Origin of the sequence: Micromonospora sp. WMMA1996, assembly GCF_002573675.1 — a bacterium.
GTDB lineage: Bacteria > Actinomycetota > Actinomycetes > Mycobacteriales > Micromonosporaceae > Micromonospora > Micromonospora sediminicola.
The window spans coordinates 562861-582580 of record NZ_PDHU01000003.1 but is presented as its reverse complement, the minus strand read 5'-3'; the positions used below and the strand labels follow the sequence as shown (position 1 = coordinate 582580).

The 19720-nt window shown below is 73.7% G+C and carries 26 protein-coding genes and 1 pseudogene; 14 read left to right on the top strand and 13 right to left on the bottom strand.

What is annotated here, in order from left to right; genetic code table 11:
* Positions 1–17 precede the first annotated feature (17 nt).
* The 5 genes and pseudogenes from COO58_RS22435 to COO58_RS22420 all read right to left on the bottom strand — a co-directional run bounded on the left by COO58_RS22435 (position 18) and on the right by COO58_RS22420 (position 2437).
* The gene (locus COO58_RS22435; RefSeq protein ID WP_091571483.1) at positions 18–515 is read right to left on the bottom strand and encodes a TspO/MBR family protein; all 498 of its coding nucleotides are present in this window, start codon (positions 513–515) and stop codon (positions 18–20) included.
* Positions 516–667: 152 nt separating this feature from the next.
* Complete coding sequence (locus COO58_RS30350; RefSeq protein WP_007464364.1) at positions 668–811, bottom strand: GPGG-motif small membrane protein; 144 nt, start codon at positions 809–811, stop codon at positions 668–670.
* Positions 802–1579, bottom strand: a pseudogene (locus COO58_RS22430) (metallophosphoesterase). Before COO58_RS22430 ends, COO58_RS30350 begins: the two are co-directional and overlap by 10 nt.
* Positions 1580–1589: 10 nt before the next feature.
* Positions 1590–1799, bottom strand: a complete 210-nt coding sequence (locus COO58_RS22425) for a hypothetical protein (RefSeq protein ID WP_245666557.1) — start codon at positions 1797–1799, stop codon at positions 1590–1592.
* A gap of 56 nt (positions 1800–1855) precedes the next feature.
* Positions 1856–2437 (bottom strand): nucleotidyltransferase, encoded by a 582-nt coding sequence (locus COO58_RS22420; RefSeq protein WP_091571492.1) that lies wholly within the window; start codon positions 2435–2437, stop codon positions 1856–1858.
* Positions 2438–2586: 149 nt separating this feature from the next.
* Here COO58_RS22420 and COO58_RS22415 point away from each other — a divergent pair, with 149 nt between their 5' ends.
* A complete protein-coding gene (locus COO58_RS22415; protein ID WP_091571494.1) occupies positions 2587–3318 on the top strand; it encodes a dTMP kinase in 732 nt (243 codons plus the stop codon).
* On the opposite strand, the gene COO58_RS22410 is transcribed toward COO58_RS22415, so the two are convergent.
* Entirely contained in the window at positions 3303–3980 is a 678-nt protein-coding gene (locus tag COO58_RS22410) for an SDR family NAD(P)-dependent oxidoreductase (RefSeq protein WP_091577041.1), read from the bottom strand. The two genes, COO58_RS22415 and COO58_RS22410, sit on opposite strands and share 16 nt — an antisense overlap.
* 246 nt (positions 3981–4226) lie before the next feature.
* On the opposite strand from COO58_RS22410, the gene COO58_RS22405 reads away from it, so the two are divergent.
* The 3 genes from COO58_RS22405 to COO58_RS22395 all read left to right on the top strand — a co-directional run bounded on the left by COO58_RS22405 (position 4227) and on the right by COO58_RS22395 (position 7530).
* Positions 4227–5141 carry a MurR/RpiR family transcriptional regulator gene (locus tag COO58_RS22405; protein WP_091571497.1) on the top strand — a complete coding sequence of 305 codons (915 nt, stop codon included), beginning with the start codon at positions 4227–4229 and terminating at the stop codon, positions 5139–5141.
* Positions 5138–6085 carry an N-acetylmuramic acid 6-phosphate etherase gene (locus tag COO58_RS22400; protein ID WP_091571499.1) on the top strand — a complete coding sequence of 316 codons (948 nt, stop codon included), beginning with the start codon at positions 5138–5140 and terminating at the stop codon, positions 6083–6085. The genes COO58_RS22405 and COO58_RS22400 overlap by 4 nt, the downstream gene beginning before the upstream one ends.
* A gap of 455 nt (positions 6086–6540) precedes the next feature.
* Positions 6541–7530 carry an RNA polymerase sigma factor RpoD/SigA gene (locus COO58_RS22395; protein ID WP_176558955.1) on the top strand — a complete coding sequence of 330 codons (990 nt, stop codon included), beginning with the start codon at positions 6541–6543 and terminating at the stop codon, positions 7528–7530.
* A gap of 69 nt (positions 7531–7599) precedes the next feature.
* Here COO58_RS22395 and COO58_RS22390 read toward each other — a convergent pair whose 3' ends face one another.
* Positions 7600–8565, bottom strand: a complete 966-nt coding sequence (locus COO58_RS22390; protein WP_091571504.1) for a C40 family peptidase — start codon at positions 8563–8565, stop codon at positions 7600–7602.
* Positions 8566–9030: 465 nt separating this feature from the next.
* Here COO58_RS22390 and COO58_RS22385 point away from each other — a divergent pair, with 465 nt between their 5' ends.
* A complete protein-coding gene (locus tag COO58_RS22385) occupies positions 9031–9549 on the top strand; it encodes a DUF6232 family protein (RefSeq protein ID WP_091571507.1) in 519 nt (172 codons plus the stop codon).
* A 23-nt stretch (positions 9550–9572) separates the two neighbouring features.
* Here the strand turns inward: COO58_RS22385 and COO58_RS22380 are convergent, their stop codons facing one another.
* On the bottom strand, positions 9573–9902 hold the full coding sequence (locus COO58_RS22380) for a DUF3817 domain-containing protein (RefSeq protein WP_091571510.1): 330 nt from the start codon (positions 9900–9902) through the stop codon (positions 9573–9575).
* 25 nt (positions 9903–9927) lie between these two features.
* Positions 9928–10347, bottom strand: a complete 420-nt coding sequence (locus COO58_RS22375; RefSeq protein WP_091571513.1) for a hypothetical protein — start codon at positions 10345–10347, stop codon at positions 9928–9930.
* A gap of 122 nt (positions 10348–10469) precedes the next feature.
* Here COO58_RS22375 and COO58_RS22370 point away from each other — a divergent pair, with 122 nt between their 5' ends.
* The 3 genes from COO58_RS22370 to COO58_RS22360 are packed head-to-tail and all read left to right on the top strand — an operon-like array spanning position 10470 to position 11665.
* Positions 10470–10772 (top strand): DUF6158 family protein, encoded by a 303-nt coding sequence (locus tag COO58_RS22370; RefSeq protein WP_098747077.1) that lies wholly within the window; start codon positions 10470–10472, stop codon positions 10770–10772.
* The gene (locus COO58_RS22365) at positions 10772–11089 is read left to right on the top strand and encodes a hypothetical protein (protein WP_091571520.1); all 318 of its coding nucleotides are present in this window, start codon (positions 10772–10774) and stop codon (positions 11087–11089) included. Before COO58_RS22370 ends, COO58_RS22365 begins: the two co-directional genes overlap by 1 nt.
* Positions 11090–11125: 36 nt before the next feature.
* The gene (locus COO58_RS22360) at positions 11126–11665 is read left to right on the top strand and encodes a DUF1360 domain-containing protein (protein WP_091571524.1); all 540 of its coding nucleotides are present in this window, start codon (positions 11126–11128) and stop codon (positions 11663–11665) included.
* A gap of 57 nt (positions 11666–11722) precedes the next feature.
* Here COO58_RS22360 and COO58_RS22355 read toward each other — a convergent pair whose 3' ends face one another.
* Genes COO58_RS22355 through COO58_RS22345 form a run of 3 tightly spaced genes read right to left on the bottom strand, consistent with a single transcriptional unit; the run spans position 11723 to position 13331 of the window.
* Positions 11723–11932, bottom strand: coding sequence for a hypothetical protein (locus COO58_RS22355; RefSeq protein ID WP_091571527.1), 210 nt, complete (start codon positions 11930–11932; stop codon positions 11723–11725).
* A gap of 27 nt (positions 11933–11959) precedes the next feature.
* Positions 11960–12193 carry a hypothetical protein gene (locus COO58_RS22350; RefSeq protein WP_369700212.1) on the bottom strand — a complete coding sequence of 78 codons (234 nt, stop codon included), beginning with the start codon at positions 12191–12193 and terminating at the stop codon, positions 11960–11962.
* A 40-nt stretch (positions 12194–12233) separates the two neighbouring features.
* Complete coding sequence (locus COO58_RS22345; RefSeq protein WP_098747075.1) at positions 12234–13331, bottom strand: 3-deoxy-7-phosphoheptulonate synthase; 1098 nt, start codon at positions 13329–13331, stop codon at positions 12234–12236.
* 253 nt (positions 13332–13584) lie between these two features.
* Between COO58_RS22345 and COO58_RS22340 the strand changes: the two genes are divergently transcribed.
* Positions 13585–13800 carry a hypothetical protein gene (locus COO58_RS22340; protein ID WP_091571535.1) on the top strand — a complete coding sequence of 72 codons (216 nt, stop codon included), beginning with the start codon at positions 13585–13587 and terminating at the stop codon, positions 13798–13800.
* Here the strand turns inward: COO58_RS22340 and COO58_RS22335 are convergent.
* Positions 13775–14488, bottom strand: a complete 714-nt coding sequence (locus COO58_RS22335; RefSeq protein WP_098747073.1) for a phosphodiesterase — start codon at positions 14486–14488, stop codon at positions 13775–13777. The genes COO58_RS22340 and COO58_RS22335 overlap by 26 nt on opposite strands.
* A gap of 81 nt (positions 14489–14569) precedes the next feature.
* On the opposite strand from COO58_RS22335, the gene COO58_RS22330 reads away from it, so the two are divergent.
* The 5 genes from COO58_RS22330 to COO58_RS22310 all read left to right on the top strand — a co-directional run bounded on the left by COO58_RS22330 (position 14570) and on the right by COO58_RS22310 (position 19611).
* On the top strand, positions 14570–15862 hold the full coding sequence (locus COO58_RS22330; RefSeq protein ID WP_091571541.1) for a pitrilysin family protein: 1293 nt from the start codon (positions 14570–14572) through the stop codon (positions 15860–15862).
* Positions 15859–17202, top strand: coding sequence for a pitrilysin family protein (locus COO58_RS22325; RefSeq protein ID WP_098747071.1), 1344 nt, complete (start codon positions 15859–15861; stop codon positions 17200–17202). The genes COO58_RS22330 and COO58_RS22325 overlap by 4 nt, the downstream gene beginning before the upstream one ends.
* A gap of 94 nt (positions 17203–17296) precedes the next feature.
* A complete protein-coding gene (locus COO58_RS22320; protein ID WP_098747069.1) occupies positions 17297–18319 on the top strand; it encodes an aspartate-semialdehyde dehydrogenase in 1023 nt (340 codons plus the stop codon).
* A gap of 118 nt (positions 18320–18437) precedes the next feature.
* The gene (locus COO58_RS22315; RefSeq protein WP_091571554.1) at positions 18438–19127 is read left to right on the top strand and encodes a TMEM175 family protein; all 690 of its coding nucleotides are present in this window, start codon (positions 18438–18440) and stop codon (positions 19125–19127) included.
* A gap of 67 nt (positions 19128–19194) precedes the next feature.
* The gene (locus COO58_RS22310; protein WP_091571557.1) at positions 19195–19611 is read left to right on the top strand and encodes a CBS domain-containing protein; all 417 of its coding nucleotides are present in this window, start codon (positions 19195–19197) and stop codon (positions 19609–19611) included.
* Positions 19612–19720: the final 109 nt, after the last annotated feature.

Genomic DNA, 19720 nt, shown 5'->3' with positions numbered 1-19720 from the left:
CCCCGCGCCCGCACCGGTCAGGAGTTCAGCCGCCAGATGGCGAAGTTGAGCGCGGCGGCGAACGTGACCCAGGCCCAGTAGGGCAGCATCAGCAGCGTCGCGGGCCGGGAGACGCGCCGGAACAGCGCCACGGTCACGCCGATGGCCAGCCACATCACCACGATCTCGGCGAAGGCCAGCCCGTACCGGCCGGCGCCGAAGAACAGCGGCGTCCAGATCGCGTTGAGCACGAGCTGCGCGACCCAGGCCCCGAGCGCGGGGCCGAACCCGACCCGGCGCCAGACCAGCCAGCCGGCGATCGCGATCAACGCGTACAGCACCGTCCAGACCGGGCCGAACAGCCAGGAGGGCGGCGCCCAGGCGGGCTGCTCCAGGCTCTGGTATTCCGCGGAGGTGCCCCGGACGCCCAGCCCGCCGATGGCGGCGGCGGCGAACGTGGCGGCGCCGAAGCCGAGCAGGGCCCACCACTTCCGGACCCCGGCGGTACGCCGACCCGCGCTCTGCGTTGTCTCCATGGTCGAGATGTTTCCGCTCGACGGGGGTCACAAACGCCCGGCCGGGGCCGGACGTGGAAACGCCGGGATCGCCGGGTCCGGACGCTCCGGTCTGGGAGGACAGAGCGCCGGACCCGACGACCCCGGCGGGTCAGGGGTGAAGGAAGGGTTCGCTAATTGAAGATGCTGACGCCACCCGGGCCGACCAGCAGGCCGACGACGATGAGGACGATGCCCCAGAGGATCTGCCGGCGGAACAGCGCGAGAATTCCGGCGACCACGAGTACGACTGCGAGAATCCAGAGAATCAGCTCCATGGCGGCTGGATACCCGGCTCGCCGATCCCGGAAACCTCCCGGTCAGTCGACCTGGTCGCCCAGGTGGAACACGCTGTAGGCCTGCTTGATCACGGGGTGCGCGACGTTGCGGACGCGGACCCCGCCCGGCGTGGTTCCACGCTCGGTGCCGTGGTGGGCGTGGCCGTGCAACGCCAGCGCGGTCGGCGCCGAGTCGATCGCCTGCCCGAGCTGGTAACAGCCCAGGAACGGGTAGATCTCCAGCGGCTCGCCGGCCAGCGTGTCCGGCACGGGGGAGTAGTGGGTGAGCGCGACCAGCGAGTCGCACTCCAGCGACAGCAGCGCGGCGGCCAGCGCGTCGGCGCTCTCCCGGGTGGTCCGCACGAAGGCCTTCATCTCCGGCTCGCCGAAGTCGCTGGCGCACCGCCCGGCGAACCCGCCGCCGAACCCCTTGACCCCGGCCACCCCGAGCCGCCCGCCGGCGCACTCCAGCACGGTGCCGGTGCCCTCCAGCACGGTGATCCCCGCGTCCTCCAGCACCTTGACCACCTGCGGCACCTGGTCGCACTGGTGGTCGTGGTTGCCGAGCACGGTGATCACCGGTACGCCGAGGTCGCCGAACTCCCGCGCCACGCACCGGGCCTCGGCCTCGGTGCCGTGGCGGGTCAGGTCGCCGGCGAGCAGCAGCACGTCGGCGCAGTCGGGCAGCTCCTCCAACGCGGGACGGAACCGGCCCACCACGTCCTCGTCCACGTGCACGTCGCCGACGGCGGCGATCCGGATCACCATCGAACCTCCCTCACGGCAGCTCCTCGACCTGGGTGGGCGCCTGGGTGCGGATCACCCCGATGTCGCTCGTCACCGGCGTGTCCGGGAAGCGCTCGGCCACCCGGCGGAGGATCTCCTCCCGTCGGTGCGGGCTCTCCACCTCGCCGTAGAGCACCAGCCCGCGCTCGCGGCGCACCACCGTGATGCCCTGCTCGGCCACGGACGGGTCCTCGGCCAGCATGTTCTGGATCTCCGCCTCCACGTACTCGTCGGGGGGCACGTCGCCGGACCGTCCGGTCACGGGGTCTCCCTTCCGCCGGGCGCGCCGCCGGGCAGCACGTCCAGCCGGTCGAGCAGCACCAGGAACGCCTCCGCGTACGGCGAGTGCTGCGTTTCCTTCCGTACCCGTTCCCAGTCGATCTGTTCCCGCAGCGAACGGGCGAGCGGCAGGGCGCGGGCGAAGTCGCAGTAGTGCTGGGAGAAGCTGAGCAGCTTGTGCACCATCAGCTGGCTGGCCGAGAGCACCGGCATGTGGATCGCGTCGACCGGCCGCACGATGGTGTCGGCGAACGTCTCCTCGGTCACCGGGGTCTCGATCGGCCGGTGGATGAGGTCCACCATGCGTCCCTCGTCGTAGACCTTGACCAGCCAGTCCTCCGGCGGGCGCTCGGCGGTGAAGCCGGCCTCGACCAGCGCCTCCAGGGCCCGGTCGACGTCGGCCTCGCGGAGCAGGAAGTCCACGTCGTGGTCGCTGGAGTGGCCGCCGTGCGCGTACACGGCGAAGCTGCCGCCCAGGGCGAACGGGATCTCGGACTGCTTGAGCACGGCGGCGACCTTCTTCAGCGTGTGCACCAGGGTCTCGTCCCCGCGCTCGGCCATCTGGGTCTCCCGTCGTCGTCATGGGCGGTGGGATCAACAGGCGTACCCGGCGGAAGCTCCGGTCACACCTGTTCCGGCGCGGTCCGTCCGCTCGGGGAGGAAAGCGACAAATCGCCGAGGATGAGCGTCGGTCGGATAACCTCGGCAGGGTGGCCAGCTCACTGCGGACGCGGCGCGGCAGGGCCCGACTGCGCGCCGTCGCCCTGATCGGCATCGACGGCTCGGGCAAGACCACTCAGGCCCACCGGCTCGCCGAGGCGCTCACCGCCGCCGGCCACCCCGCCACCTACCACCGCAACGCCGGCGGTCGCCGCTGGCTCGGCCGCCTCGCCCAGCGGGTCGGCCGGCCGGACGCGCAACGACTCGTCGGCCGCGACGGACTGCTCGCGGTGGAGTCCGCGCTGCGCTGGCTCGCGATCGCGCTGGCCCTGGTCAGTTGCCTGGTGACCGGCCGGACGGCGGTGATGGACCGCTGGTCGGCCTGTCAGTACGCCAGCATCCGGGCGCACGGCGGGCAGCGCTGGGAACGGCTGGCCCGGGCCGGGTACCGGATCTTCCCGTCGCCCCGGGTCACGTTCCTGCTCACCCTCGACCCCGCCGAGGCGTACCGGCGGATCGAGCGGCGCGGCACCGACCACGAGAGCATGCGGTGGCTCACCGCGGCGGACGCCGCCTACCGGTCGCTGCCGGAGTACGCCGGGTTCGTGGTGGTGGACGGCAGCGGCACGCCGGAGGAGGTGTCCCGCCGGATCCGGGCGCACCTGAGCGAGTGGCTGCCGGACGACCCGCCGGCCCTGGCCGCGCCGGGCCCGGAGGGCACGCCTCGGCCCTCCGGCGGCGCGGGGCGGGACGGACCGGTGCCGGCTCAGGCCCGGCCGTAGACCGGGACGCTCGCGCCGCTGGTCGGCGCGGACTCGTCGGAGGCGAGGAAGCGGATCACGGCGGCGATCTCGGCCGGCGGCACCCACCGCCGGTGGTCGGCCTCGGGCTGGGCGGCCCGGTTGGCCGGGGTGTCGATGACGCTCGGCAGCACCGTGTTGCACCGCACTCCGTGCGGCCGGTACTCGACCGCGACCGCGTCGGCGAACGCCCGCACCGCGGCCTTGGCGGTGACGTAGCCGGCCGCGCCGGGGAACGGCGCCACCGCCGCCCGGGCCGACACGCAGACCACCGCGCCGCCGCCGGCCTCGACCAGGTGCGGCAACGCCGCCTGGGTGACCAGGTAGGTCGGGCGCAGGTTGATCCGCAGCATCCGCTCGAACTCCTCGACCGGGGTCTCGTGCACGAGCCCGCCGCTGGCGTACCCGCCGACGAGGTTGACCACCGCGCGCAACGGCGCGGCCGGCTCGTCGGTCGCCGCCTCGACCGCCCGCGCCGCCCCCTCGGGGGTCAGCAGGTCGGCCACGACCCGGACCGGACCGTCGTCCGTCCCGGGCTCCCGCTGGGGTACGACCACCCGCCAGCCGCTCCGCAGGAAGACCGCGGTGACCGCGCCCCCCAGCCCGCCCGTGCCTCCGGTCACCAGCACCGTGCGATCCGCCATGCCCACACGCTAACCGGCCGCCCGGAGGGCCGACCGGTGACCCGGCGACGGCCGTCCGGCCGGCCCGGGAGCGCATGACGGCGGACGGTCCGGTCGGCCGGCGGCACCGACTCGACCGGACCGGATGAGGCGGCCGGGCTGCGACGATGGGACCCTGGGCGAGGGGGCCGGGCGCGGAAGGCGGTAAATTTCCCGATACGCGGCGTCATGGTTGACGCTCACGGCCTGTGAAAGTAAGTTTCATCCGTGGCGAAGAGTCCGAAGATTTCTGCGAGTCACGAGCCCGGTGGACTGATCGTCCACATCAGCGGCCTCCTTCCCTCGCTGTCCCCGGCCGAGCAGCGGGTGGCCCGGCTGGTCGTCGCCGATCCGGCCGACGCGGCCCGGCGCACCATCACCGATCTCGCCACCGCCGCCGAGACATCCGAGGCGACCGTGATCCGGTTCTGCCGGTCGGTCGGCATGGACGGCTATCCCCAGCTGCGGATCCGGCTCGCCGCCGAGGCCGCGCGCCGGATCGAGCCGCCGGACGCCCGGGTGGTCGGCGGCGACATCCCGCCGGGCGCGGACCTGGCGCAGATCATCGCCACCATCGCGTTCAACGACGCGCGAGCCGTCGAGGAGACCGCCGAGCAGCTCGACCCGGCGGTCTGCGAGCAGGTCGTCGAGGCGATCGGCGCGGCCGGCCGGATCGACGTCTACGGCGCGGGCGCCAGCGGCTTCGTCGCCTCCGACTTCCAGCAGAAGCTGCACCGCATCGGCCGCATCGCGTTCTACTTCCCGGACGTGCACACCGCGCTCACCTCGGCCGCGCTGCTCGGCCGGGGCGACGTCGCGGTCGGCATCTCGCACACCGGCACCACCTCCGACGTGATCGAGGTGCTGGAGCAGGCCCGGGCGCGCGGGGCCACCACGGTGGCGCTGACCAACTTCCCCCGCTCGCCGATCTCCGACGTCGCGGACCACGTGCTCACCACCGCCGCCCGGGAGACGACCTACCGGTCCGGCGCGACGGCCAGCCGGCTGGCCCAGCTCACCGTGGTCGACTGCCTCTTCGTCGGGGTGGCCGCCCGCAGCCGGGCCCGGACCAAGAAGGCCCTGGAGGCCACCGCCGAGGCCGTCCAGTCGCACCGGGTGGGTCCCGGGCGGAGGCGGGGATGACGGCGGGCCGGGTGGAGCGGGACGAGGTGGCCGTGGTGCGTCCGGTGGTGCGCGTCGGCGCGCCGACCGAGCGGCGCAACCCGCAGAGCGTCGACCTCGACCTGATGTCGACCCGGGACGTGCTCACCGTCATCAACGAGGCCGACCGGCGGGTGCCGGCCGCGGTGGCCGCCGTGCTCGACGAGATCGCCGAGACCGTCGACCTGGCCGTCGCCGCGCTGCGCGGCGGGCACCGGGTGCACTACTTCGGCGCCGGCACCTCCGGCCGTCTCGGCGTGCTGGACGCGGCCGAGCTGGCCCCCACGTTCAACTCGCCCCGGCACTGGTTCTGCGCGCACCTCGCCGGGGGCCCGGAGGCCATGTGGCGCGCCGTCGAGGACGCCGAGGACGACGAACGGGGCGGCGCCGCCGAGGCGGGCGAGTGCGTGCACCCCGGCGACCTGGTGGTCGGCCTGGCGGCCAGCGGGCGCACCCCGTACGTCCTCGGGGCGCTCGCCGCGTCCCGGGCCCAGGGGGCCGGGACCGTGCTGCTGTGCGCCAACCCGGAGGCCGAGGCCGCCCCGTCGGTGGACGTGTTCATCGGGGTGGACACCGGACCCGAGGTGGTCACCGGGTCGACCCGGATGAAGGCGGGCACCGCGCAGAAGCTGGTGCTGAACACGTTCTCCACGGCCGTCATGGTGCGCCTGGGCCGGGTCTACTCGAATCTGATGATCGACATGGTGGCCACCAACGCCAAGTTGCGCGGCCGGATGATCTCGATCCTGGTGGAGGCGACCGGGTGCGCCGAGGAGGTCTGCCGGGTCGCCCTGCGGGAGGCCGACGGCGACCTCAAGACCGCCCTGGTGGCGCTGGTCTCCGGCGCGGAGGTGCCCGCCGCCCGGGCCGCGCTGGCCCGCTCCGCCGACCAGGTACGCGGCGCCCTGGCCCTGCTCGCCTCCTGACCCCGAGCGCGAAACCACCCGCCCGGCGCATCCGCCCGGCGGGTGCGACGCGTATCACGTGGCGGGAGGGGACGTCTCTCCCCGAGCGGATTGTTCAACGAGGCGGAGGGTAATCCTCACCGTGGCTGAACCGGTGGGTCCACGGGCGCGTATCAGGCAGTGACCAGGATCGCAATGACGCGGTGACGCGGCTCGCTGTGTTCATGGAACAGGCAATGGTGCCATTCCATGGGCGGACGGCGATTCCGCTGCTCCCGCGCCCACCACCAGGGCGGCCACGAGTCGCCCGAGCAGGGGTCCTGACAGGAAACATGGACCGGGCTCTCAGCTACTACTCAGGCATTCGTGACAGTTTCGACTCACGACATGGAATCCCCGACGCGTCACATCTGTTGTGTAGGTGTCAGCACCTACGGGCACAGCGGAGGTTACGGGGAGGGCTGATGAACGTGGGGATGGCAAGGAACCGGGCAACCGGCGCGAGCGAGGGGACCGTGGCAATCGTGGACAAGAACATCGGCATGCGTACCGACGAGGTCGCCGAGGAGCGGGACCTGGTCGGCGTCTACCTGCACGAGATCTCCCGGACGCCGCTGCTGGACGCCGCCCGCGAGGTGGATCTCTCCAAGGCGATCGAGGCGGGTCTCTACGCCGAGCACCTGCTCGACACCGACCGGCTCCCCGACGGGGCCACCCGGGAGGAACTGGAGCGCGTGGTGGCCGAGGGGGAGCGGGCGAAGGACCTGTTCATCCGCGCCAACCTGCGGCTGGTCGTCTCCATCGCCCGGCGCTACGTGCGCTCCGGCATGCCCATGCTGGACCTGATCCAGGAGGGCAACACCGGCCTGGTCCGCGCGGTCGAGAAGTTCGACTACGAGCGTGGCTTCAAGTTCTCCACCTATGCGACCTGGTGGATCCGGCAGGCGATCAGCCGGGCCATCGCCCAGCAGGAGCGCACCGTCCGGCTGCCCGTGCACCTGGTGGAGGACGTCAACCGGATGCGCAACGTGGCCCGGCAGCTCACCCGCGAGCTGGGCAGCGACCCGGAGCCGGAGCAGATCGCGACCGCGCTCGGCGTCACCGTCGAGCGGGTCAACGAGCTGCGCCGCTGGTCGCAGGACACCGTCTCGCTGGACACCCCGGTGGGCGACGACGGCGACACCAACCTCGGTGACCTGGTCGCCGACAGCGACGCGCCGTCGCCGGAGGAGATCGTGCTGACCGGCCTGGAGCGGCAGCGGATCGAGGGTCTGCTCAACCACCTCGACGACCGGTCGGCCGGCATCATGCGGGCCCGCTACGGCCTGGAGGACGGGCGTGAGCACTCGCTGACCGAGGTCGCGTCGCGGTTCTCGCTCTCCCGGGAGCGGATCCGCCAGCTGGAGATCCAGGCCCTCGGCCGGCTGCGTGAGCTGGCCCGCGCCGAAGGGCTGCAGGCGGCCTGACCTGGTAGTAATGGAAACGACGAACGGCCGGCGTCCGACAGGGGGACGCCGGCCGTTCGTCGTTGCGGGTCAGACCCGGCCGTAGCCGGCGATGCTCATGATGTTCATGCCCCGCTTGCTGACGTTGCGGCCCGCGCTCGGCGCGTCGATGATCTGACCGCCGCCGACGTAGAGCGCCACGTGTCCGAGGCCGGAGTAGAACACCAGGTCGCCCGGTTGCAGTTGGCTGCGACTGATCCGCGTCACCGCGTCCCACTGTTGCGCCGCGCTGTGCGGCAGCGACTTCCCGGCGGCCCGCCAGGCGGCCAGCGTGAGCCCGGAGCAGTCGTAGCTGCCGGGGCCGTCGTCGCCGTAGCCGTAGGGCTTGCCGACCGCGCCGTAGGCGTACCGCACCGCGACGCCGGCCTTGCCGGAGACGGCCGGGGGCGTGCCCGCCGAACTCGCCTTGACCGGGGCCTCGGTGGCCCGACCGTACGCCTTGCGACGCATCTCGTAGAGGCCGGACAGGTCCGCCTCGATCCGCTTCTTGGCGGCGGCCAGCTGCTTGGCCTGCGCCGCCTCCTTCGCCAGCGTGACGTCCAGCCGGGTCTTCTGGTCGATCAGCCGGCGCTGGTCACCGGTGAAGCTGTCGATGGTGCGCTGCCGCTGGCGGGTGAGCTGGTCGAGCGTGCCCAGCCGGTCCGGCAACGACGCCGGACCGCCCGGCTCCAGCAGGGCCGCCGCGGTGCGCATGCCGCCGGTCTTGTACGCCGTCGCGGCGATCGCGCCCACGTCGGCGCGACTCCGCTCGGCCTGGTCCTGCAACGGGCCGATCCGGGCCTCCAACGTGGCCGCGGTGGCCTTGTTGGCCTTGATCTCCTCGTTGAGCTTGTTGTACGACTCGACGATTCGCTCCAGCTCAGTCGAGGACTTCTCGATCTGCTTCGTCAGCTCGGCGGGGGTGGGCTCGGCCCGAGCCACCGACGCCGGAGCGAGCAGCGCGGCCGAGAGGCCGGCCACCGCCAGCGAGCGGAGCAGCATCCGTAAGGACGACAAGAGCGGAAAGCTCCTCTCCACGGTCGACGGGAGGCGTTCCACGCCCCGTCGACACCGACCCGGCGCCGTCCGGGCGGACGGCGGTCGACCGGACCGACCTGGACAACCTAACCCGTGATCGGAGTGGACGGGAGTTCAAGCAGGGGCGAAAGTTGGCAAAGTGTCGGAAAGTGACAATGGGGCAGCTGACCGTCCGTGACCGTTTCGCGGACCTCGCGTCGCGTGCTTCGGCGCTCCTGGGCGGAAGGCGCGACTCGCCCGATTCGTCGTTCTGGACGGATGTCGCCAGCCCACGCCAGGCAAAGTCACGACAAAGACGGAAATCGTTCTCTGTTTCCGGCGGGCCGGTCCGGCGACGTGCCGGCCGGGCGGGCGAAAACCCGAGGTCGGGTGGCGTGTCCGCCACACAATGAAGCGCGGAACCGGGAATCCCCACCACGGGATCCGCGACCCCGGGAGGCCGCCGTGCAGACCGATCGCTCCTCCGCCCGCCCGCCCCGGTCGCCGCACGCGACCGCGCCCACGCTGCTCTACGCCCGACCCGGCATCGTCGTCACCGCCGAGCGTTTCACCGTCGGCCGCAACAGCTGGGCGGTGACCGAGATCACCCAGCTCTGGACCACCCGCGGCCCGCACGACCGGCTCGCCGTGCGGGCGGTCGCCGTCTCCGCCGCGCTGATCGCCGCGGTCGGTCTGCTGCTCGGCTTCACCGGCGGCCTGGAGCGGCTCACCGCCGGGGCGTACCTGACGCTCGGCGCGGTGGGACTGCTGCCGCTGCTGCTGGTGCTGCTCGGCGACCGCTGGCGCCCGCCCGCACACGAGCTGTGGGGGCGGATCCGGGGTGCCGAGGTGCTGCTGTTCAGCAGCGACGACGAGCGGCAGTTCGGCCAGGTGACCCGCGCGCTGCGCCGGGCCCGCGAGGGCGCGCGCCTCGGTGGCTGGACCGACCCGCCCGCCGCCGCGCCGTGGCGGCCGGCACGCTGAGCCCGGCCCGCGGCGGTCCGGGGTCAGCCGGCGACCGGCTCCGGGGTGCGGGGCCGGTTCCCGGCGGCCACCCAGTGGCTCACCCGCCGTTCCGCGTAGAACGAGACGAACGGCACGGTGCCGGCGAGCATCACCAGCAGCATCCGCTTCAACGGCCAGTCGGCCCGGCGGGACAGGTCGAAGGTGAGCGCCAGGTAGAGCATGTAGAGCCAGCCGTGCGCGACGCCGACCACGGCCACCACGCTCGGGTTGTCGAAGCCGTACTTCAGCGGCATGCCGATCAGGACCAGCACCACCAGCGCCACGCCCACGATCCAGGCGATCACGCGGTACCGGGTAAGGGCTCCGCCCACCGTCGTCCGTCCTTCCGCACCGGCCTCAGCCGGGATAGTCGCCGGGCCGGGAGCCCGGATTCGCGTTCAACCAGGAAAGGTAGCGGTTGTAGGCGGCCAGCTCGCCGTCGTCCGCCCCGTCGAGCGGCGCCGCCGGCACCCGGACGGCGCGCACCGGCCGGCGTACCGCCGGGGTGGTGGTGACCGGCTCCGGGTCGGCGGCCGCCGACGGTGGCGGCGCGGTCGACGGCCCGGGCGCGGCGCGCAGCGCGTGCCGCACCTCACGCCACCAGACGAAGACCACGAAACCGGCGAAGACCGGCCACTCGATCGCGTAGCCGAAGCTCAGCGCGTTGCCCTGGGCGGCCCGGGTCACCTGCCACCAGCCCAGCCCGAGGAAGCCCACCACCAGCACGACCATGGCCACGTGGCGGACGATCCACGCCGGTGTCCAGAGCCGCTGCATGCCATCGAGGGTACCGGGGCCGCCGGCCGTCTCCGACGCGGCGTCGTAGGTGCCCCGGGTTTGGTGGCAGCCGCGCTGGGCATCCGTCTAGTCGCCAGCCCGAACGAGACGAGGGGGCGACGATGACCGAATCGGTACGCCGGGACGCCAGCCCGGAGCAGCGGGTCACCGAGTGGGACGGCGACCACGCCCGCACCACCGGGGCCGGCGACGGTGAGCTGCTCGGGGTGGACCCCGCCGAGCTGGGCGACGAGGACCTGATCCGGGAGATGCAGAGCCTGCACCGCACCCGGCTGGACACGCTGCGGCACGCCACCGACTCCGCGCTCGCCAACCACCTGCGTCGGACCGCCGAGCTGGAGACCGAGTACCTGGCCCGCCACCCGGGCCGGGAGGTCGACCCGAGCCGGCTGCGGGACGCCTGATGGCCAGCCACGCCGAGCGCGGCATGTCCGCGCCGCCCGAGGTGGTGTTCAACACCGCGACCGACCCGGACCGCTCCTCCGCGTGGTTGCCGGAGGAGCTGCGCCGCTCCGGCGACTGCCAGGTGGAGGTGGTCGACGCCGAGGACATGCGGGCCCGGTGGAGCGCCGCCGACTGGTCCGCGGAGATCGACGTGGAGCCGGCCGACGCCGGAGGCGCCCGGGTACGCCTGGACCTGGCCGGTCCGGACCACGCCCTGGCCGACGAGATCCTGGCCAACCTCGACCGCGAGGTGGCCGACAACCTGACCGCCGGCTGAGCCCGGCCCGCCACGACGCACGAGAGGGAGGCCGGGTTGACCGGGAGTGGCCTGAAGCAGAAGGTGGCGCGCCTGCGCCAGGCGTACGCGCCGCACGAGCACCGACCGCTGGAGGGCTACCTGAAGGCGATGGGCACCTACGCCGGGGTGACCGCGGCGCTGGTCGGGCTGGTCCGGGCGACCGGCCGGCCGGTGCCGGAGCGGCCCTCGCCCGGCGACGTGGTGCTGCTCTCGGTCGCCACGCACAAACTGAGCCGGCTGCTGTCCAAGGACGCGATCACCAGCCCGCTGCGGGCGCCGTTCACCCGCTACGACCACCCGATCGGCAGCGGCGAGGTGATGGAGCAGGTCCGGGACGAGGGCAGCCCCACCCGGCACGCGCTCGGCGAGCTGGTCAGCTGCCCGTTCTGCCTGGCGGTCTGGGTGGCCACCGGGCTCACCGGCGGCCTGGTGCTGGCGCCCCGGCTGACCCGGCTGGTCGCCACCGCGCTGACCGCGGTGGCCGCCTCCGACTTCCTCCAGATGGGCTACGCGGTGGCCCAGCAGGCCGCCGAGGGTGGGCACCACGAGAAGTGAGCACGACTCGACGGGGCCGGCGCGAGTGCGCCGGCCCCGTCGTCGTCGCGCCGGAGATCAGGTGGGGGTGGTGCCGTGGTCCTCGCCGGCCCAGCCGCGCGAGGTCTCCGGCTCGCGCTCGTCCTCGTCCGCCCCGGTGATGATGTCCCGGTCCACCGCCGTGCGGTCGTGCTCGTTGGCGAAGTCCGGCTCCGGCAGCGTGTCCATGCCCTCCGGGGGCTGGCCGAGCGCCGCCAGGTGCTCGTGCTCGGGCTCGCGGTCGGTCATGTCGGGTCCTCTCGGTCGGGCGGGTGTTCAGGCGACCGTGCCGCCCAGCAGTTCGGCCGCCTCGTCGACCGCGTACTCGCCCTGGGGGAGCGCGGCGATCCGGGTGAGCAGCTCGGCCGGGAGCTCGGCGGCCACCGCGCGGCGGTAGATGTCGGCCTGGGTGATCCGTTCCTGACCGCGGTAGAGGTCGTCGAGCAGGTCGTCGAGCGGCCTGGTGTCCGGCTGCTCGGTCACGGGCGCGTCATCGGTCACGCCGACCACCTACCCGGCCCCGAACCGGTCAAACTCCCCCCAACCCCGCTCAGGCGGGGGTCGGGAGCGTGGCGCGACGCGCCCGGACGGCCTGGGCCAGGTGGTCCAGGACCTCGCCGGTGGTGTCCCAGCCGATGCAGGCGTCGGTGATCGACCGGCCGTACTCCAGCTCCCGCGTCGGGTCCAGGTCCTGCCGGCCGGGGAGCAGGAAGCTCTCCAGCATGATGCCCACGATCCCGCGCTGCCCGGCGGCGAGCTGCGCCGCCACGTCGGCGGCCACCACCGGCTGGTTGCGGTGGTCCTTGCCGCTGTTGGCGTGGCTGGCGTCGACCACGACCCGCTCGGGCAGGCCGGCCGCGCGCAGCAGGTCCAGCGCCCCGGCCACCGACTCCGCGTCGTAGTTGGGCCGGCCGCCCCCGCCGCGCAGCACCAGGTGACCGTCGGCGTTGCCCCGGGTGTGCATGATCGCCGGGGTGCCGGAGACGTCGATGCCGGGGAAGACGTGCGGCACGCCGGCGGCGCGGATCGCGTCGACCGCGGTGGCGATGCTGCCGTCGGGCCGGTTCTTCATGCCGATCGGCATGGACAGGCCGGAGGCGAGCTGCCGGTGGACCTGGCTCTCCACGGTCCGGGCGCCGATCGCCCCCCAGGCGACGGTGTCGGCGATGTACTGCGGGGTGATCGGGTCGAGGAACTCGCACCCCACCGGCAGGCCCAGCCGGAGCACGTCGAGCAGGAGCGCCCGCGCGGTCCGCAGACCCGTGTTCACGTCGCCCGAGCCGTCCAGCGCCGGGTCGTTGATCAGTCCCTTCCAGCCCACCGTCGAGCGCGGCTTCTCGAAGTAGACCCGCATCACCACCAGCAGGTCGTCGGCGACCCGGTCGGCGACCTCGCGCAGCCGTCCCGCGTACTCCAGGGCGGCGGCCGGGTCGTGCACGGAACAGGGGCCGACGACGACGAGCAACCGGTCGTCGTCGCGGTCCAGCACCCGGCCGACCGCACGCCGGCCGGCCACGACGGCCTCGGCCAGCGGGGTGTCCAGCGGCAGGTCGTGGTGCAGCAGGGCCGGGGTGGTCAGCGGCACCACACGGTCGATGCGCTGGTCGATGACCCGATGGGCGTCCTGGGACGTGGTCACGGTGGGGATTCCTTCCGCCGACCGTGCCCCCGTGCCGGGTCCGGGGGATCGAGCCGGCTGCTCGCATACGAAAGGGCAGGGAAAAGAATCCCTGCCCGGCCGGCTCGAAGAGGTGGTGACGTCAGCTCATGGTCGAGTCACCGGCTCCTCCAGCCGGCTGCCTAAACCATCGATACGACCGCGTCACGTCGGCCAGCCTACCCGACGCGACCGGGAAGTCCCGCTCCGTTCCGCAGAGCGGAACGCGGGGTATGGAACGACCATGAGCCACGACCAGAGCGACCAGGACCGGATCTCCTCCCGCGCCCACCTGCTGCCGGAGGAGGCGGCGGTGGGCAGCGACGACGCGGAGGCCCAGGCCGACGCGATCCTCGCCGAGTCGGACCTGCGTGAGGAGGACCGCAACGCCGCCCCCGACACGGTGCTGGAGCACCGCACGTCCGAGGAGACCGTCACCCCGATCGAGCCCCCCGACTGAGCCCGACGCCCCGGCCCCGACGCGAGCCCCGGTAGCCGGCGTCCCGCAGCCGGGCCAGCGGACCGGCCAGGCGCAGGCCGGGCGGCACGTTGCCGACCGGGTCGAAGGCGAGCGCGGCGTCTTCCGGGGCGCCGCGCCGCCCGTCGAGGCGTACCTCGCCGAACGGTCGCCACGGGCCCACCGCCGAGGCCACCGCGAGCACCAGCCGGGGCTCGTCCGCGGCCACCGCCGCGTCGACCCCGGCCAGGGAGCGACCCAGGTCGGGCGAGTCCGGGTCGGCCAGCGCGGCGAGGAACAGCCGCCGCGCCCCGGCGCGGAACGGCATGATCGACGTGTACGTCCCGGTGAAGCGCCGCCGGGGCAGCGGCAGGTTCCGCAGCACCGGCGCGGCGCCGCTGGAGCTGACCAGCAGGTCCACCGGCGGCTCCGGGTCCCGGTGCAGGCGGACCGCCACGCCCAGCACGTCCGGCCAGCCGCCCGGCGTGGGCACCCCCTTGGAGAGGCGCACCGTGGCCGGCCACCGGCCCGGCCGGTCCAGCAGCGGCACCCCGGTCGGCGGTCCCGACGTACCCCAGATCAGCACCTCGGCGGCGAAGGTGCGGCCGGCGGGATGCAGCAGCCGGGCGTGCCGCAGGCGGGCCAGCGCGGCGGCGGCCCGCTCGACGGCGGACGGTACGGGGGTGGCCATGGCGCTCGGGTACCCCGACCCGCGGCGACGATGCTCCCCGCGCGTCACCTTTCCGCCCCCGGGATCGGATAGCGTCGTGCCATGCCCGACAGCGGTTACCCCTGGCCGATCGAGACGACCCGACTGGACAACGGCCTGCGTGTGGTGGTGAGCGAGGACCGCACCGCCCCGGCCGTGGCCGTCAACCTCTGGTACGACGTCGGTTCGCGCCACGAACCGGCGGGCCAGACCGGCTTCGCCCACCTCTTCGAGCACCTGATGTTCGAGGGCTCGGTGAACGTGGCCAAGACCGAGCACATGAAGCTGATCCAGGGCGCGGGCGGATCGCTGAACGCGACCACCAACCCGGACCGGACCAACTACTTCGAGACCGTCCCCGCCGAGCACCTGGAGCTGGCGCTCTGGCTGGAGGCCGACCGGATGGGCGGCCTGGTGCCGGCGCTGACCCAGGAGACGCTGGACAACCAGCGCGACGTGGTCAAGAACGAGCGGCGGCAACGCTACGAGAACGTCCCCTACGGCGACGCCTGGCTGCGGCTGCTGCCGCTGCTCTATCCGCCCGGCCACCCCTACCACCACGCCACCATCGGGTCGATGGCCGACCTGAACGCCGCCGACCTGGCCACGTTCCAGGCGTTCCACAGCACCTACTACGCGCCGAACAACGCGGTGCTGACGGTGGTCGGCGACACCACCGCGGCCGAGGTGTTCGCGCTGGCCGACAAATACTTCGGCGGCCTCGCCGCGCGCTCCGACATCCCGGCCGCCCCGGACGGGCGCACCGTGCCCGCCGCCGGCACGCCGGCGGTGGAGACGGTCACCGCCGACGTGCCCGCCCCCCGCGTCTACCTCGCGCACCGCACCCACCCGTTCGGTGACCCGGGGTACGACGTGACCACCGTGCTCGCCACCGTGCTGGGCAGCGGCCGGGGCAGCCGGCTCTACCAGCGGCTCGCCGACGGCGAGCGGATCGCCCAGCCGGACCTGGTCGGCGCGTACGGGGTGGACCTGGCGCACGCCCCGGCGCCGCTGATCGCCACCGCCACCGCCCGGCCCGGCGTGACCGCCGAGCGTTTGCGCGACGGGCTCGCCGAGGTGGTGGACGAGCTGGCCACCGTGCCGGTGACCGCCGCCGAGCTGGACCGGGCCAAGGCCCTGCTGAGCACCATGTGGTGGCGGCAGATGTCCACCGTCGACGGTCGCGCCGACACGCTCGGCCGGTACGCCACCCAGTTCGGCGACCCGGCCCGGGCCGCCGACCGGCTGCCCGGCTGGCTCGCCGTCACCGCCGAGCAGATCGCCGAGCAGGCCGCCGCGCTGCTCGGCGCCGACGACCGGGTGATCCTGACCTACCTGCCCGAGGAGACCTCATGACGCTGATCGCCACCCGTCCCGGCCCCGGCGCCGCCCGCGCCTACCGGTTCCCGCAGGTGGTCCGGCGGACGGTGGCCGGCGGTCAGGTGGTCGCCGCGCACCTGCCCGGGCAGACGCTCGCGGTCGCGCTGCTGCTGCTCGACGGCGGCGCGGGCCGCGAGCCGGTCGGCAAGGAGGGGCTCGGCGCGGTGCTGGCCAAGGCCCTGGAGGAGGGCACCGCGCAGCGGGACGCCACCGCGTACGCGCTGGCCATCGAGGCGCTCGGCACCGAGCTGGTGGCCGGGCTCGACTGGGACTCGTTCCAGGTGAGCGTGCAGGTGCCGGTCGACCGGCTGAGCGCCGCGGTGGAGCTGCTCGCCGAGGCGGTCCGCACGCCCCGGCTCGACCCGGCCGACGTGCTGCGGGTCCGCGACGACGAGGCGACCGCGCTGCGGATGGACTGGGCCAACCCGGGCCCGCGCGCCGACGCGGTGCTGCGCGCCGACCTCTTCGGCGCCGACAACCGGTGGGGGCGCCCGCTCTACGGCGACCCGGAGAGCGTCGCCGCGCTGGAGGTGGACGACGTGACCGTCTTCCACTCCGAGTGGTTCATCCGTCCCGGCACCCTGATCGTCGCCGGCGACCTGGAGCGGATCGACCTGGACGCGCTGGGCGCGACCGCGTTCGCCGGCACCGGCGGCGGTCCGGTCGACCGGGGCGGCCCGATCGAGACGACGCTCGCCGGCCGGCGGCGGGTCATCCTGGTCGACCGGCCCGGCTCGGTGCAGTCCACGCTGCGGCTCGGTCACCCGTCCCCGCACCGCGCCCACCCCGACCACGTGCCGATGACGCTGGCCGGCACCGTGCTCGGCGGCGCGTTCACCTCCCGGCTCAACCACCTGATCCGCGAGGTACGCGGCTACACGTACGGGATCCGGGGCGACTTCGCCTCGTCCCGGCGGTTCGGCCGCTTCGCGGTCACCTCCGGCGTGCAGACCGCGGTGACCGCGCCGGCCCTGGTCGAGTCGGTGGGCGAGGTCTCGCGCACCCAGCTGACCGGGGTGAGCGAGGAGGAGCTGGAGGTGGCCCGCTCGTGGCGGGCCGGCCAGCTCTCGGTCGAGTTGCAGAGCCCGCGGGCCATCGCCTCGGCGCTGACCACACTGGTGGTGCACGACCTGCCGGACGACTACCACGCGCGGCTGCGCGAGGCGCTGCTCGCGGCGACCGTCGAGGAGGTGTCCGCGGCGGCCGCCGCGCACCTGCACCCGGAGTCGCTGACGCTGGTGGTGGAGGGGGACGCGGCGGTGATCAGGGACGAGCTGGTGGCCGCCGGCCTCGGCGACGTGGTCGACCACGGCTGACCGGGCGGGGCGACGGGTGTGATTCCCGTCGCCCCGGCCCGCGCGCTGGGAAAGGCTTCCCGCCCGCCCCGCCCGGCTGGGTAGCCTCGCGGGCATGAGGATCGGCATTGTGGGAGCCACCGGCCAGGTCGGTGGCGTCATGCGGCAGGTGCTGGCGGAGCGCGAGTTCCCGGCGGAGCAGGTGCGGCTGTTCGCCTCGGCCCGGTCGGCCGGGCGCACCCTGCCCTGGCGCGACGGCGAGGTGACCGTCGAGGACGCGGCCACCGCGGACTACCGCGGGCTGGACATCGTGCTCTTCTCGGCGGGCAAGGGCACGGCGAAGGAGCTGGCCCCCCGGGTCGCCGAGGCCGGCGCGGTGGTCATCGACAACTCCTCCGCGTTCCGGATGGACCCCGAGGTGCCGCTGGTGGTCGCCGAGGTCAACCCGCACGCTCTCGCCGACCGGCCCAGGGGCATCGTGGCGAACCCGAACTGCACCACGATGGCCGCGATGCCGGTGCTGCGCCCGCTGCACGCCGAGTCCGAGCTGGTCAGCCTGGTCGTCGCCACCTACCAGGCGGTCTCCGGCGCCGGCCTGGCCGGGGTGGCCGAGCTGGACGAGCAGGTCCGCAAGGTGGCCGAGGACGCGAGCGCGCTCGCCTTCGACGGTTCGGCGGTGTCGTTCCCGACGCCCCGGTCGTTCGCCGCCCCGATCGCGTTCAACGTGCTCCCGCTCGCCGGCTCGATCGTCGACGACGGCTCCGACGAGACCGACGAGGAGCAGAAGCTGCGCAACGAGAGCCGCAAGATCCTGGAGATCCCCGGCCTGAAGGTCTCCGGCACCTGCGTGCGGGTGCCCGTCTTCACCGGTCACTCGTTGCAGATCAACGCCCGGTTCGCCCGGCCGATCGACCCGGCCCGCGCCCGGGAGCTGCTCGACGGCGCGCCGGGGGTGGCGCTGCGCGACGTGCCCACGCCGCTGGAGGCGGCCGGCCAGGACCCGACGTACGTCGGCCGGATCCGGGTCGACGAGACCGTCGCGCACGGGCTCGCGCTGTTCTGCGCCAACGACAACCTGCGCAAGGGCGCGGCGCTCAACGCCGTGCAGCTCGCCGAACTGGTCGCCGCCGAGCGCTGAGCCGGCTCGGCGCCGGGGCGTGGAATCGTCGCGGGGGCGTCCGTGACCGCACGGACGCCCCCGCAGCGGGTATGCGGGCCCGGTCGTCGGCGAACCACGCCGGCGGGCGGGAGGAACCATGGCGGCCGGACGGGACACGGGGGACGTCGACGAGGTCGAGATCGAGGCCGGGCTCCGCTCGGACACGGCCCGGGCGATCGGCTTCAGCGACGCGGTCTTCGCCATCGTCATCACCCTGCTGGTGCTCGACCTGCGTGTGCCCGAGTCGGCGCCGGGCGGGATGCTGCACGCGCTGCTCGACCAGTGGCCGGTCTACCTCGCCTACGTCACGTCCTACCTGTACGTGGCGGTGAACTGGCTGAACCACAAGGGGACGTTCCACCGGGTCCGCTGCGCCGACCGGGGCCTGCACTGGGCCAACCTCGGGGTGCTGTTCAGCGTGGCGCTGCTGCCCTTCGTCACCGCGCTCGTCTCCCGCGCGGTGGAGAAGGGTGACACCTTCGACGAGCGGGTCGCGGTCGCCGCGTACGCGGTCGTCGGCGTCGTCCTCTCGGCGGCCTGGCTCTGGCTCTACCACTACCTGAGCCGGCACCGGGAGCTGTTGCAGGCGGGCGTGACCGCCCGGTTCTTCGCGGCCGAACGGATCCGGGCGGCGCTCGGCGTCGCCGCGTACGCGATCGCCGGCGGGGTGGGGTGGTGGGTGAGCGTGCCGGTGGCGCTGGTGGTGCTCCTGCTGCTGCCGCTCTTCTACGGGCTGTCCAGCAACGGCTCCTACGACCTGCTCCGGCGACTGCGGCACCGGCGGTGAGGCGGCCCGCGTTACCCCGCCTCGGGCGGCGGGTAGACGGCGGTGCCGACACCGAGAGGGGAGCACCATGACAACGGTCGGAGAGTTCATGACGACCCGGTTGGTGACGATGGACGGCAACGACACGCTCACCGCCGCGGCGCAGGAGATGCGCGACAGCGCCATCGGCGACGTGGTGGTGACCGACGGCGACAACGTGATCGGCATCGTCACGGACCGGGACATCACGGTCCGGGGCGTCGCCGAGGACATGAACCCCAGCTCCACCACGCTCAACCAGATCACCAGCAAGGACGTGGTGACGGTGAGCCAGTACGACGACGCGGTGGCCGCCGCCGACCTGATGCGCACCTACGCGGTCCGGCGGCTCCCGGTGATCGACGACGGGCGGCTGGTCGGCCTGATCTCGATGGGTGACCTGGCGGTGGAGCGGGAACCCCAGTCGGTGCTCGCGGACATCAGCGCCGACGACCCCAACAACTGACCGACGCACGCGGTGAACGCCGGCTCCCGGTTCGGGGGCCGGCGTCTCGCGTACGCCAACCGTCGCCTCACCCGGAACGGGCGAGGTTGACCCGCCACCCGGCGGGGAC

Excerpts from the sequence above, each read along its gene's own strand:
- COO58_RS22365 (WP_091571520.1), top strand. The coding sequence starts at position 10,772 with ATGGCCAGCCACGCCGAGCGCGGCATGTCCGCGCCGCCCGAGGTGGTG.
- COO58_RS22340 (WP_091571535.1), top strand. The coding sequence starts at position 13,585 with ATGAGCCACGACCAGAGCGACCAGGACCGGATCTCCTCCCGCGCCCAC.
- COO58_RS22335 (WP_098747073.1), bottom strand. The coding sequence starts at position 14,488 with ATGGCCACCCCCGTACCGTCCGCCGTCGAGCGGGCCGCCGCCGCGCTG.
- COO58_RS22400 (WP_091571499.1), top strand. The coding sequence starts at position 5,138 with ATGACGGCGGGCCGGGTGGAGCGGGACGAGGTGGCCGTGGTGCGTCCG.
- COO58_RS22310 (WP_091571557.1), top strand. The coding sequence starts at position 19,195 with ATGACAACGGTCGGAGAGTTCATGACGACCCGGTTGGTGACGATGGAC.
- COO58_RS22425 (WP_245666557.1), bottom strand. The coding sequence starts at position 1,799 with ATGCTGGCCGAGGACCCGTCCGTGGCCGAGCAGGGCATCACGGTGGTG.
- COO58_RS22320 (WP_098747069.1), top strand. The coding sequence starts at position 17,297 with ATGAGGATCGGCATTGTGGGAGCCACCGGCCAGGTCGGTGGCGTCATG.
- COO58_RS22370 (WP_098747077.1), top strand. The coding sequence starts at position 10,470 with ATGACCGAATCGGTACGCCGGGACGCCAGCCCGGAGCAGCGGGTCACC.
- COO58_RS22420 (WP_091571492.1), bottom strand. The coding sequence starts at position 2,437 with ATGGCCGAGCGCGGGGACGAGACCCTGGTGCACACGCTGAAGAAGGTC.
- COO58_RS22375 (WP_091571513.1), bottom strand. The coding sequence starts at position 10,347 with ATGCAGCGGCTCTGGACACCGGCGTGGATCGTCCGCCACGTGGCCATG.
- COO58_RS22355 (WP_091571527.1), bottom strand. The coding sequence starts at position 11,932 with ATGACCGACCGCGAGCCCGAGCACGAGCACCTGGCGGCGCTCGGCCAG.
- COO58_RS22395 (WP_176558955.1), top strand. The coding sequence starts at position 6,541 with ATGGCAAGGAACCGGGCAACCGGCGCGAGCGAGGGGACCGTGGCAATC.
- COO58_RS22410 (WP_091577041.1), bottom strand. The coding sequence starts at position 3,980 with ATGGCGGATCGCACGGTGCTGGTGACCGGAGGCACGGGCGGGCTGGGG.
- COO58_RS30350 (WP_007464364.1), bottom strand. The coding sequence starts at position 811 with ATGGAGCTGATTCTCTGGATTCTCGCAGTCGTACTCGTGGTCGCCGGA.
- COO58_RS22325 (WP_098747071.1), top strand. The coding sequence starts at position 15,859 with ATGACGCTGATCGCCACCCGTCCCGGCCCCGGCGCCGCCCGCGCCTAC.
- COO58_RS22435 (WP_091571483.1), bottom strand. The coding sequence starts at position 515 with ATGGAGACAACGCAGAGCGCGGGTCGGCGTACCGCCGGGGTCCGGAAG.
- COO58_RS22330 (WP_091571541.1), top strand. The coding sequence starts at position 14,570 with ATGCCCGACAGCGGTTACCCCTGGCCGATCGAGACGACCCGACTGGAC.
- COO58_RS22315 (WP_091571554.1), top strand. The coding sequence starts at position 18,438 with ATGGCGGCCGGACGGGACACGGGGGACGTCGACGAGGTCGAGATCGAG.